General features: G+C 52.2%; 10 protein-coding genes. All 10 read right to left on the bottom strand.

Annotation, left to right across the window (positions count from 1 at the left end; all coding sequences use genetic code 11):
• Nucleotides 1-551: 551 nt before the first annotated feature.
• The 10 genes from RB620_RS00950 to RB620_RS00905 all read right to left on the bottom strand — a co-directional run bounded on the left by RB620_RS00950 (nucleotide 552) and on the right by RB620_RS00905 (nucleotide 12,434).
• Nucleotides 552-2,096 (bottom strand): alpha-L-rhamnosidase-related protein, encoded by a 1,545-nt coding sequence (locus RB620_RS00950; protein ID WP_308091623.1) that lies wholly within the window; start codon nucleotides 2,094-2,096, stop codon nucleotides 552-554.
• A gap of 48 nt (nucleotides 2,097-2,144) precedes the next feature.
• A complete protein-coding gene (locus tag RB620_RS00945) occupies nucleotides 2,145-2,975 on the bottom strand; it encodes a carbohydrate ABC transporter permease (RefSeq protein WP_308091622.1) in 831 nt (276 codons plus the stop codon).
• Nucleotides 2,972-3,838, bottom strand: coding sequence for a carbohydrate ABC transporter permease (locus RB620_RS00940; protein ID WP_308091621.1), 867 nt, complete (start codon nucleotides 3,836-3,838; stop codon nucleotides 2,972-2,974). Before RB620_RS00940 ends, RB620_RS00945 begins: the two co-directional genes overlap by 4 nt.
• Before the next feature lie 87 nt (nucleotides 3,839-3,925).
• Entirely contained in the window at nucleotides 3,926-5,296 is a 1,371-nt protein-coding gene (locus tag RB620_RS00935; RefSeq protein ID WP_308091620.1) for an ABC transporter substrate-binding protein, read from the bottom strand.
• A 177-nt stretch (nucleotides 5,297-5,473) separates the two neighbouring features.
• On the bottom strand, nucleotides 5,474-6,955 hold the full coding sequence (locus RB620_RS00930; protein ID WP_308091619.1) for a response regulator: 1,482 nt from the start codon (nucleotides 6,953-6,955) through the stop codon (nucleotides 5,474-5,476).
• Nucleotides 6,948-8,711 carry a cache domain-containing sensor histidine kinase gene (locus RB620_RS00925; protein WP_308091618.1) on the bottom strand — a complete coding sequence of 588 codons (1,764 nt, stop codon included), beginning with the start codon at nucleotides 8,709-8,711 and terminating at the stop codon, nucleotides 6,948-6,950. Before RB620_RS00925 ends, RB620_RS00930 begins: the two co-directional genes overlap by 8 nt.
• A 506-nt stretch (nucleotides 8,712-9,217) precedes the next feature.
• Complete coding sequence (locus tag RB620_RS00920; RefSeq protein WP_308091617.1) at nucleotides 9,218-10,084, bottom strand: SDR family oxidoreductase; 867 nt, start codon at nucleotides 10,082-10,084, stop codon at nucleotides 9,218-9,220.
• 229 nt (nucleotides 10,085-10,313) lie between these two features.
• Nucleotides 10,314-10,733, bottom strand: coding sequence for an Rrf2 family transcriptional regulator (locus RB620_RS00915; protein ID WP_308091616.1), 420 nt, complete (start codon nucleotides 10,731-10,733; stop codon nucleotides 10,314-10,316).
• Between the two features lie 47 nt (nucleotides 10,734-10,780).
• Nucleotides 10,781-11,137 (bottom strand): YrdB family protein, encoded by a 357-nt coding sequence (locus RB620_RS00910; protein ID WP_308091615.1) that lies wholly within the window; start codon nucleotides 11,135-11,137, stop codon nucleotides 10,781-10,783.
• A 163-nt stretch (nucleotides 11,138-11,300) separates the two neighbouring features.
• On the bottom strand, nucleotides 11,301-12,434 hold the full coding sequence (locus RB620_RS00905; RefSeq protein ID WP_308091614.1) for a serine hydrolase domain-containing protein: 1,134 nt from the start codon (nucleotides 12,432-12,434) through the stop codon (nucleotides 11,301-11,303).
• Between the last annotated feature and the right edge of the window lie 59 nt (nucleotides 12,435-12,493).

Raw genomic sequence — 12,493 nt, 5'->3', positions numbered from 1 at the left:
GAAATTGTAATCCTTACGATTACTAATCGTAAGTATTACTATTAAAATAGTCAACAACTATTTTTTCCGTTTCAGATTCCTATCGGAGTATTTCGAGGATGAGCGACCTACAGCTTGCAAAGCAAAGCAGCTTCGTAAGCATAGGGAAGTTACTATCTCCAATCAGAAAGATCCCCTTTGCGCGGCGGTTGGGCGTCATGTGTACGATTTTCCATACACATTCGGCCTGTTGCGCCATGTTTGTGCGTAGTATATACGATTTTTCGTATACATTCGGCCTGTTCCGCCGCAGTTGGGCGTCATGTGTACGATTTTCCGTATACATTCGGCCTGTTCCGCCGCGGATAGGCGTCATGTGTACGATTTTCCATACACATTCGGCCCGTTGCGCCCCATTTGTGCATCGTGTGTACGATTTTCCATACACATTCGTCCCGTTGTGTCCGGATACAAGCAAAGCGAGCACACCTTCTAGAGAAAATAAAAAAAAGCAGCCGCGGCTGCTTTTTAATATTGCTTTATTGTTATCGTCGCCCGATTACCCGCCTACTTTACAACAAGTATCGACGGATAAAATAAGTCGGCGTGCAGCTCCACGCGTGGCAATAGCTGTTGATCAGGTTGCTGCCGTACGGCGACAGCTTCTTGTCGTCCGGATTGTATAGCTCCCAAAATGTATCCGCGCCGTCTTTCATCATCTCGCCCCAATACGCGCGCATGCGCTCGACGGCGGTTTCTCTTAGTCCGCAGCTGAACAGCGCTTCGATGAAATGATGATGCATATATGGCGTGTTCATGCCGATCGCCGGCGATACCTCGACGAGGCGGTTTAGCAGCGCGGCGTTCTCCTCCGGAGACAGCACCTCCGCAAGGGCCATCCAGACCTGGGAAGCCCATGACACTTGGCGGTCTTCGCCGCTGACGAAAAACCCTTGCTCGTTATCCCAAAGATGCGCCTTGGCTGCTCCGGCGGCAAAATCGATCTGCGCTTGAATATAGGCAGCTTCGTTGCCCTTCCCGAGAAGCTGAGCCAATGCCAAGCCGCGCCTCATGCAATAGATGAGCACCGCCTGAGCGGAAACCTGCTTGTTCAGCTCCTGATGCCAGTCGATAAAGCACCACCATGTCGGGTCGTCCTTGACGATCCCCCGTTCGTCGAGCCTGTTCGCGCCTATCCGAAGCTGCTCCATCGCGACCGGCCACAGCTCCTCCAAGGTTGTCCGATCCCCCGTCGCTTCGAAATAATCATGCAGCGTAGCCGCGAAGAACAAGGAATAATCATAGAGCCTCGTATCGTCGACATGCGGATGCGGATGCTCGAATACGCAAGCGCCGACCGCCCCGTCCGCTAGTCTCATCCCGCCGAAGAGATATAGGCATCGCCGCACGAGATCGTTATTGTTGAACGTCACGTAGTTGGCTTGCGCTTGGAGTCTGAGGTCGCCGATCCACAGCCGGCGGTCCCGTTTCGGACCGTCTTCGAACACCGTCTGCATGCAATCCTGCAGCGTCTTAACGGCGATGCGGTCCATGGCGGCCAAGTCCTCTTCCAATCCGTCCGGCAGCGTCGCGACCCGGGAAACATCGCCGGACGTGACCGTCGTGCAGCCGATATGCCCGAAAGCCACCTTGTATTTGGCCGATGTGTCGAGAACTTGCAGCTTCATATAGCGGAAACAATACCGCCGCGGCAGGCGGATCTCCGTCGGCAGAACGTCCACGAACAACGTCTCCTCCTGCAGCCAGGAGCTGCTGAGCCAGCCGTCGTATTGCTCGAACGGCTCAGCGATTTCGCAAGGCATTTCGCCCCAAGTCAGCTTCAGCTTCAGCGGAGCGTCCGGCGGACTGCCGACCGGCTTGATCGCCAAGGATACGTAACCGACCAAATGATCTCCGAAATCGAGAATGACGCTGTCTCCCTTGCCGAATGGCCTCTCCTTCAAATCTTCCGCCTTGCCGACGATGGTCGTCCTCCAGCTCTGGAAAGCTTCCTGATCCTCGGTGATCTGGACGATATGCAACGGAGATACTTCATCTTGACGCAACGCCGGCATTATTGATTCCGCGGTTTCTACAAACGTTTGTTGAATACCCATCTTATGATTCACTCCTTACGATCGCAAATATCGGTTGATGGCGAGCTTTCAGCCCTTGACGGATCCCGCCGTCATGCCGGCGACGATTTTTTTGTTGAAAATCAGGAACAAAACCAGCATCGGTATCGTGATAAGCAGAATATTCGTGAACAGCAAATTCCATTGCGATACGAATTGGCTCGTGAAGTTATACAAGGTGAGCTGCACAGTCGCGTTGTCCGATCCCGGGAAAAAATAAAGCGGATTCGTAAAGTCGTTAAAAATCGCAACGGATTGCGTAATGACGAGCGTTGCCGTAACCGGCTTCAGCAGCGGCAAAATAATGGCGAAAAACAATCTCCACTTCCCGTATCCGTCGATGACCGCCGCTTCGTCGATTTCGCGCGGAATACTGACCATGAACCCTCTGTACAGGATGACGCAGAACGGGAAACCGAGCGCGACCTCGACGGCAACGATTCCGGCCATCGTTTTGAACAACGCGATTTCCTGCAATACCCATATCGTGGGAACAACCGCTGGCGGAATAATGAGTCCGGCAAAAACGAAAAAATTGATGATCGGCGTCGCTTTATCCTTTCTTCTCTGCAAGACGAACCCCGCCATAGCCGAAATGACGATCAGCACGACGATCGACAACACGGTCATGAGCGAGCTGTTGTAGAATGCCGTAAGCAGCATATAATCCCTTGCTTGCACGACCTCGGCCATATTGGCCCAAAGCTGCACGGTACCCGGCCATTCCATATTGAACAACGCGGCATCCTGGGGATTTTTCATGGCATTGACCAGGACGAAATACAAGGGAACCCAGAAGATGACGATGGTGGCGAGAACGGCAGCCGATTCGATCAGAAGTTTACCGATTCTTTTGCTCATAGGTCCACCTCTTTTCGATTCAGGTAAACGTACAGCGGGAATACCAGAATAATGACGAAGAGGAACAAAATGACATTACCCGCCGTCGATAAGCCGTAGAACCCGGACACGTACTGTTTATAAATAATCGAGGCGATTACGTCCGTCGTAAAGCCAGGACCGCCTTTCGTCATGGCCCAGATCAGATCGAACTGCCGCAAGCCCCCGATAAAAGCGAGAATAATGACCGTATTCGTAGCCGGCCGGCTAAGCGGCACGATGATGTTCCAAAACTTATTGAAGCGATTGCCCCCGTCGATTTGGAGCGCCTCGTAATATTCGCCGGGAATGGACATGATGCCCGCGATAAAAATAACGGTGGCGAAGCCTACGCCTTTCCACACGTCGACGAACGCGACCGAAAGCAGCGCGATGCTTGTATCGCCGAGCCAATCCGGGCCGGCAATGCCAAGGTAAGCTAACGCTTTGTTAATGACGCCCTGCGAAGGATGCATCATCGAGCTGAACGCCACGCCGACCGCGATCGTGCTGACCAGCGTCGGGAAGAAGATGACCGATCGCAAATAATGTTTGGAGCGAATGCTCGAGGTCAAGAAGAAACCAAGCAGCAGACCAAATACGACTTTGAGCACGCAAGTCACCACGGCATAAATAACCGTATTTTTGAATCCGATGTTAAGCGAAGATTCTTCGAAAAACGTCTTGAAGTTTTGGAGACCGATAAACTCCCAATCGAGCAGCGTCCACCTCGTCATGCTGAAGAAGAAGGACATCACCGTGGGGAGGATAAAAATGACGGTGTAAATAATGGCTGCAGGCCATAAAAACGTATAGGAATACGTCCGCTTAAATACTTTGTTCAAGATGATTCCCCCTCCGTATCCCGGTATGAAACCGGCCCTGCAAAGAAGAGCAGGGCCGATATGATTGCTATGGGTTCTCGCGTCCTTCTACCACCCAGCAAGCCCAAGCTGCTGTGCTTGCTTGACGACGTCTTTGTCGTAGGCTGCCGCGCCTTCCTTGGCCGACTTGATGCCGCCGCCGACCTCCGTCGTAATTTGGGGAAGGCTAGGTCCTTTGATCGGCGAGACGAATTCGAGCGCCGGCGCGTTTTTGCCGGATTCGAAGTACGGAAGCATGTCTTGGACGGCAGGCGCCACGTCGTCCGGCATGACGGCACCATCGACGACGTAAGGACCGGACGGCTTCGACACGGTTGCCCATACTTTCATGCCCTCGACGGATGCCACGAAGTCGACGAACAATTTCGCTTCTTCGATATGTTTGCTGTTCTTGGAGATGTAGGCGCCGCCCGGCATCCAGACGGTCAAGCCGTTCTCGCCCTCGCTGTCGCCAGGCTGCGCGAAGAAGCCGATATCGCCCATCTTGTCCGCGTAATTCTGTTCCCAAGCCGGAACCGCGAACGACAGCATCGGATAATGCGCGCCTGTGCCTTCCGCCAGCATTTTCAGGCCGGTGTCGTAATTGGTGGCCAGGAAATCCTTGTTCATGTAACCCTTATCGAACACTTCTTGAAGCTTCTCAAAGCTCCGCAGTGTTGCCGGATTGTTCGCGAATTTGATTTTGTTGTTCGTGTAATCGTCCGCGAAAGTCGGCTGCTGCGCTTGAACGTTGTAATAGTCGGCAAGCACGATCAGCTGTGACGTCCAGTCGTCTTTGAACGTGCCGATTACGGGTGTAATGCCGGCCGCTTTGATTGTCTCGTTGTTGGCCATCAGCTCGTCCCATGTTTTCGGCACCGAGAGGCCAAGATCCGCATAAACCTTCTTGTTATAGAACCAGCCGCCGCCCATCGCGGCTCCCGCCGGCCCGGCATAGATTTTGCCGTTGTAAGTGACCGTCGTCTTGAAGGAATCCTGCACTCGGTCCATGAACGGCTCTTCGGACAGATCAAGCAGGTTCGCCTCGGGATTAAGCGCTTGCATCAGCGAGCCGGAGTTATAGAAAAACACGTCGTTCATGTCCCCGGTCGCTAGCCGGGTTTTGACGAAGTTGTCGCCTTCGCCGCCGCTCGGACGCGTTTCGTGTTCGACTTTAATGTATGGGTATTTGGCTTGGAACGCTTCGATCGCGGCTTTGGCCGTATTGACGGCATCCTGCGTGTTGTCGGTCAGCAGCGAGATCGTCACGTTTTCCTTCGGCTGTTCGGAATCGGCAGGCGCGTTCGCAGCATTTTGCGACGATGTATTGCCGTTCTGCGAGTCGGCATTTCCATTGTTATTAGAGCTTCCGCATGCGGACGTCAGTCCGACGATGGCGGCCAAACCTAATGCAACAATCGTATGTTTCGTTGGTTTCATTGTTCGTACCCCCCAATTGTATGTTGGCGTATGGCAGAGGCCCGGGTTCTCTGTAGTTCAATTATAGAATGGCGCCTTCCGTTCGCGTAAGCGTTTCATTTTATAGGTTGGTGTCCGTTTTTTTTGGAGGCAAAAAGAAAAAGGAACCGGACCATATCCGATTCCGCCGCACCTGACTCAGCCTTCTTTGAACTGACCGGGCGTTTTGCCGGTATGCTTCTTGAATACCTCCGAGAAATGCCGGTACGTATGATATCCGACCTTCTCGCTGACTTCGTTCACCTTAATCCCTTTCATCAACAGAAGCTTCGCCATCTCCATTCTGACGCGGGTCAGAAACTTAATGTAGCTCTCGCCCATAACCTCCTTGAACAGGACGCTTAAGTACGCCGCGTTCATCCCGACCACGTCGGCCACTTCGCCAAGCGACAGGTCGCGCGCGTAATTTTGTTCGATATACGTTTTGGCTTTTTCCACTGAACCGTGTTTGGATTGCTCCTTGTTCGTCAAGGACAGATCGGCGATCCCTTCCATCTGTGCCCGAAACCATTCGAACGCCTTCCCTATGCTGCCCATTTCCCTAATCCGGATATGCGGCAGATGCGGCTCGGAGTCGTCGCTTCGGGGATCGCGACGCGATGCAGGATCCGCTAGCGATTGTTCCGCCAAAACCATTAATTTCAACATTTCCCTCTCGGCGATTTCCGGATCAACCTTCTCGGCCAATAGCCACCCGCTAAACTCGTCGATCTGTTTCATGAATTCGGACTTGTTCCCTGCCCGGAGGCTTAAGACGATCGCTTCTTCGCGTTCGGACAGCTGCTTCTGCGAGATCATCAGCGACTTCACTTCCTCGTATCGGATCGTACCGCTAATGTTCAAGAACCGGGCGGAGCGTAATGCCTTTTGCGCTTCTTTATAACTCAAGCAAGCTTGTTCGATCCCGGAATACGTCCTCCCGATTCCGATCGGCAACGCGCCGGATTGATATTCAACCTGCTCCCAGAATTCGGTGCCGGGGAGCTCGAAATGAATGACAACCGCTATTCTCTCCTCCCCGAAGCGTATGTCGACGACTCGATAGCCGGGATGATCGTTTAACCGGAAATCGCCAATGGATTGAATGACCGTGACGCCCCTCGCCCGGTCCGCATCGCTTCCAAACAATTGGCGCCACCTGTGCGCTTGCTCCGGGCCTAAGAGAAGGAGATCCAGCGTACCTTTCTCCAATCGTTCCAAGTTGGTTTCTTCCAGTTGCCGCTTCAACGACTGCTGTTCCCGCTTCGCGCCGACGTGTTCGGAGATTCTTCCGATCGCTTGCTTCACGCTCTGGATCGAGATGGGTTTCTCCAAATAATCGATCACCCCGAGATTGATGGCGCGTCTGACGTATTCGTATTCGTTGAATCCGCTGAACACGATGCAATAGGTTTCAGGATTGTCTTCTGCGATCCGCTCGATTAAATCCAGGCCGTTCAGCCCAGGCATGCGAATATCCGTAAACACGATGTCGGGCCGAATCCGGCGATACGTCTCCCAAGCGCTGATGCCGTCCGTTGCGGAACCCGCCAGCTCGATGTCGAAGCTTGCCCAGTCGATCATGGCTTCCAACCCTTGAATAACGATATATTCGTCATCGAATACAACCGCCTTAAGCATTCCGCATCCCTCCCGGAATAAATCTCAGTTCGACTCTAGTGCCTTCGCCAGGCGCGCTGTCGACGAGAAACGAGCTCGAAGATCCGTAATACATGCTCATCCTCTCCTGAACGTTGCGCAGGCCGTACCCGTTCTGAACCGCTTCGGCATCCTCGATCCCTACGCCGTTATCTTCGACGACGAATACGAAGAAGTCGCCGTCCTTCTTGCCGGTCAAGCGGACGCAGCCGCTTCCGACCTTCGGTTCGAGACCATGGTAGATCGCATTCTCGACCAGCGGCTGCAGCAATAATTTTAAAATTTCCATCCCCTTCATCGTTTGCTCGATGTCCTCGACGTATTCAAACCGGTTATTGTACCTGATATTCTGAATCGTCATGTAGTGATGGATATGCTCGAGCTCCTTGTTCAGAAGGATCGTTTCCTTGCCTTTGTTCAGGCTTAATTTGAAGCTTTGCGACAAAGCGAGCGTCATTTGCGCAGCTTCTTCGTGTTTTTGGAGCGTCGCCATCCAATAGATGGAGTCCAGCGTGTTATAAAGAAAATGGGGTTTGATTTGCGCTTGCAGCGCTCTCAGCTCTGCTTCGCGCTCTCGCAGCTCGGTATGGATCAGCTTTTCGTTTAATTCCTTATTCTCCGCGCTCATTCGTTTGAATGTTTCGCCGATCGCTCCGACCTCGTCTTGATCGAAGGTTTCTTCGTCGAATTGCCTGCGGCCCCGCGACCAGTCCACCATCATCTTTTTCACTTGAAGCATCGGTTTCGTAATGCTGCCGGATACGATAAACGAAAGAATCATGGCTACGAGCGCGATGCCGGTCGCGATGGCCGCCGTCGCCGTCCCGATCCGGTTCGATTCCTTGAGCAGCTCCTTCAGCCTGACGACCTGTAGAAACGTCCATCCCGTCGTTTCGTTCTGAAAGCTGACGGTCAAGTAGCCGCGGGACTTCAGGTCGCTCAGCACATCCGCGATCGAACGCTGTCCTAACGAATCCGCATGTTCGGAATTCGTCGGGTAGACGACTTGGACGGCGGGCTGGTTCGCGTCGAGTACGATAAATTCGCCGCCGTAGCTTTGGCTGCCCGTAAAAAACGTTTCGAAAATCGATTTGGAAATATTGACGATCAGAATCCCGATCGGCTCGCCTTTCGGATCTTGCGAGTCCCTGAATAATTTGACGGTCGAGAACGTGCTCGAGGCATCGCCAAGCACGTTGTCCTTATAGAACAACACTTTCCCGTGGCTCTCTACCGCGTCTTTGTACCATTGGGATTCCGCGATGTCAGCAACTTTATTCGTCGTTTCATAGATGCCGGCATTATCGGAGCGGCCTATGCAATACGCTTCGAATTGCAAGTCCAGCAGACACACGGAATCCATAAAGCGATTATGAATGAAGTTGCTGTTAATCATCTTCTGAAGTTCGCTGGCCAAATTGGTTTTGATATCGATATGCTCGGCAGGCGTTGCGTTCGTCGCGAGGCGCAAATGATCCCGGATTCGCTCGTTCAGCACGATAGATCGATTCAAATTAATGGCATTCCGAAACGACAGATCCGCCACGTCGCTGGAGGTTTGAAGATGATCCCGGTTCGTCTCAGCATTAATTTCCATAATCGTCGTTTTGGCGATATTATACGAAATAAAGCCAAGCGCGAAGAGCGGCGGCACCGACAGGATCATGATGGCGACAAAAAAACGGCTTCTGATTTTTTTGAATCGGAATCTGCTTCTGATTTTCTCGAATCCGTTCATCCTGCATCGCCTCTTGGTTTCGTAATCGAAAAAAATAATGCTTCATCATTGTACCTCTTCGCTGCAAGGGCTTTCAAATCAACAAGAGCAAATGCCGGCCAGAGTTAATCTATTATAAATGGTCGGTTAACGAATCGGATGTCCGTATTTTTTGGAAACCTGTACGGAAATCGTTGATTATGGCGGGCACGATTTTCCATACACATTCGGCCCGTTGCGCCGCAGTTAGGCGTCATGTATACGATTTTTCGTATACATTCGGCCCGTTGCGCCGCAGTTGGGCGTCATGTGCACGATTTTCCATACACATTCGGCCCGTTGCGCCGCAGTTGGGCGTCATGTGTACGATTTTCCATACACATTCGTACCGTTGCGCCGCAGTTGGGCGTCATGTGTACGATTTTCCATACACATTCATACCGTTGCGCTGCATGTAAACGAAAAAAAGCTGTCCCTAAAAGTCTTCACTTTTGAGACAGCCTATTTGAGAATTTCAGTTCATGTTATTAATTGGAGATTTCGTTCACGATTTGAGCCAGTGCCTCTTTGATTGGGGTAACCGGACGGCCGATTAATCGCGCCAAATCGTCGCTTTCGATTTCCAGCGTGCCCTCCCTGATGCCTTGTTGGATCCCTACAAGAATAGGGAGAACGAAGTCGGGGATGCCTGCGCCTTTCATGATTTCGGCATATGCGGCGTCATCGACTTGCTGCACGGGTATTTCTTTGCCCAATACCTGCCCAATAACCGATACGAGTTCTTCTTGCGTCAATAATGGACCCGACAGCTCGTAAACGGTATTGTCGTGTCCGCTTCCCGTCAAAACGGCCGCGGCTGCCTCCGCGTAATCTTGCCGCGCAGCCCAACCTGCCTTGCCGTCCCCGACTGCCGTAACCCACGGTGCGCCTGCCATTACGCCTTGAATGCTCCCGATTTCGTTCTCCAAGTACCAATTGTTTCGCAAGAAAGAATACGAAATTCCCGTTTGGATAATCGCCTCTTCCGTAACGCGATGAACTTCTGCAAGGAACAACTTGCTTTCTCTCGCGTTGGTGGCGCTGGTATATGCGATAAAACCAACTTTCGCCCGTTGAGCCGCAGCTACTGCATTGGTATGTTGGCGAATTCTTGTTTCATTGTCGCCATCCGCAGATATGATTAGAAGCTTGTCGATACCGGCAAAAGCCGAATCCAACGTTTCCGGCCGGTCAAAATCCCCCTGACGCACCTCCACACCCAGTTCCAACAGATGCGCTGCTTTCTCAGGATTGCGGACGCTAACCGCCAGCTGACTTGCCGGCACGGATTTTAATAGCGTTTCTACCACTTTCGTTCCCAATTTCCCTGTTGCTCCTGTAACTAATAGCTTCATGTTATGAATCCCTCCATTAATTTGGTTGTTGTAACTAAAATTGTTATAACTATTTTAGTTACAACATGTTTATGAGAAAAACTCCTATCGGAGTAATTCGAGGATGTGAGGACCGCTTTTTAGCGGAAGTTTTTATCGACAATCAGAAAGATCTCCTTTACGCTCTATCGCTTTAAAGAACTTAAACTTTCTGATGTGGTTAAATAAAGACTCTTAAAGGAGCCCTCATTTATTCACTGAAGTTTACGATGAGCTGGCTCAAAGTCGTTTGTGCCAACCTTTGTTCCATGGCGGATTGAACCTCATTCAATTCGGATTGAAGCGCCGATTCGATGTTCCGGCCGACTCTGCATCGGATATTCGAGTCTTCATGGACACGGAACAATTGGTTTTCTCCGATCACGTTAACGGCGCGATATACGTCAAGAAGCGAAATTTCCTCGGGTGTTTTGCGCAGCTTAGCGCCTCCTACTCCCGGACGAACATCCAATAACCCTGCTTTCTTTAACATGCCCATAATTCTCCGGATAACCACGGGATTCGTATTTACGCTGCCGGCGATAAAGTCCCCTGTCAATTCGTTCGGATATAGGGCAATTAGAGAAAGAATATGAATAGCCATTGAAAATCGCATGCTAATTTGCTTCAAGTTCATCACCACCGTTGTAACCATTATAGTTACTACAAAATTCATTGTCAACTATGTTGCCACTCATATAGCTTCAACGAGTACACGAATGCCATATCTACCAGCGCCACCACGGCGAAGGTCACAGCTAGACCGGTCCGTCCGGAAGCATACAAGGCGGCGGCGCTTAACCCGAACACGATCAGTTGGAGAAGGGCGCGTACCGGGATCGTAACGGGAAAGGCAGCTTTGGGCGCGATGAACATCCCCCAGAAGACGGCCGTTAGAAGCGGGGTTCCGATGCCGAGCAGAATACGAAGAACGAGCCCCCTCTCCACGTGAAATCCCCAATAGCCAAGAGCCGCCAAGGCCGCTATCTCCACCAGAAATAATACGACTAAAATGATTGCTTGAAACACCATCATATTGAATCCCTCCGTAAACTAATGTTATTAGTTTTAATATAACTAATACCATTAGTTTTTGCAAGAGGCAAAATGAATCGTTGCCATATGGGCTGACGGAAAGCAACGCAGCGAATCAAAAAACCCGCCTTTGAGGGCGGGTTTCTCTAGCTTCATCGTCGCGCTACAAGCAAGCGTATACGATATTTCTTAAGCGCGGATGCACGTAGGGCTCCTGGCTGTTCAGCAAATGCTGGGCGTACATCACGGTCAGCTTCGTATCCGGATCGATGATGGCCATGCAGCCGGCGGCGCCGGCCCAGCCGTATTCGCCGTGCGGGCTCAGCGAGCCGCTGGACGATTTCGAGATATGGGTTCTGACGCCCAAGCCGTATCCGTACCCGTTCATGTGCTCCCAGTTGAAATCGCCGCGCGTGGCTGAAGACAGTACGTCCGTCCGCATCAGCTCTAACATCGCAGGCGACACGATGCGTACGCCATCCGGACTTGTTCCCCGATTGGTCAGCGCATTCAAGAACAGGACGTAATCGTCCACCGTGGACAACAATCCAGCTCCGCCGCTTTCGTATTCCGTTCCGATCCGGTAACCGTTCCCGTCCCTTCGAACGGCTTGGCCCAGCTCGTCGTCATAGAAATACTGCGGCACCAACCGGCTTCGCTGCTCGTCCGGCAGATCGAAGCCCGTATCGCGCATGCCGAGCGGTCCGGTAATCTCGTCCCGAATATACGCGCCGAACTGCCTTCCGTCCACGACCTCCACGAGCGCAGCGAGAACATCGTGGCACAAGCTATAGTTCCACCGAGTGCCCGGTTCGAACAGCAGCGGCTCCTTGGCAAGCGCTTCCGCGAAAACGCGCGTCGGCAGCTTGCCGTCCGTGCGCCGCACGGCAGCTTGAATGGAGGGCGCAGCGAGATCGTACGAGAAGCCGGCCGTCATCGCGAACAGATCCCGCACCGTGATCGGCCGCGCTGCCTTCTCGAGAGCGACTTCGCCGCCCGGCAGCGTCTTCCGCACGTTCATCTCGGCGTATTCCGGCAGATAAGCGGAGATCGGGTCGTTCAGCAGCATCGCACCTCTCTCGACAAGCTGAAGCGCCGCGACGCAGGTCATGATTTTCGTCATGGAATACAGGTTGACGATGCTCCCTGCTTCGATCAGCTTCTTCTCTTCCAGGTCGGCATAACCGTTCCTGTAATGGAACACGGTTTCGTTGTTGCGCATGACCAGCACCTCCGCCCACGGAATACGCCAAGCGGTGATACGGTCGATTAATTGCGATAGCGGTTTGAAGTCCATGAATCAACATCCTTTAATTTTAGAGTATAAGGATAACGACATCGATTCAATTATAATCG

Origin of the sequence: Paenibacillus sp. LHD-117, assembly GCF_030929555.1 — a bacterium.
Taxonomy (GTDB): Bacteria; Bacillota; Bacilli; order Paenibacillales; family Paenibacillaceae; genus Pristimantibacillus.
The sequence above is the reverse complement of the archived record's forward strand: the minus strand, read 5'-3'. Positions and strand labels throughout refer to the sequence as shown.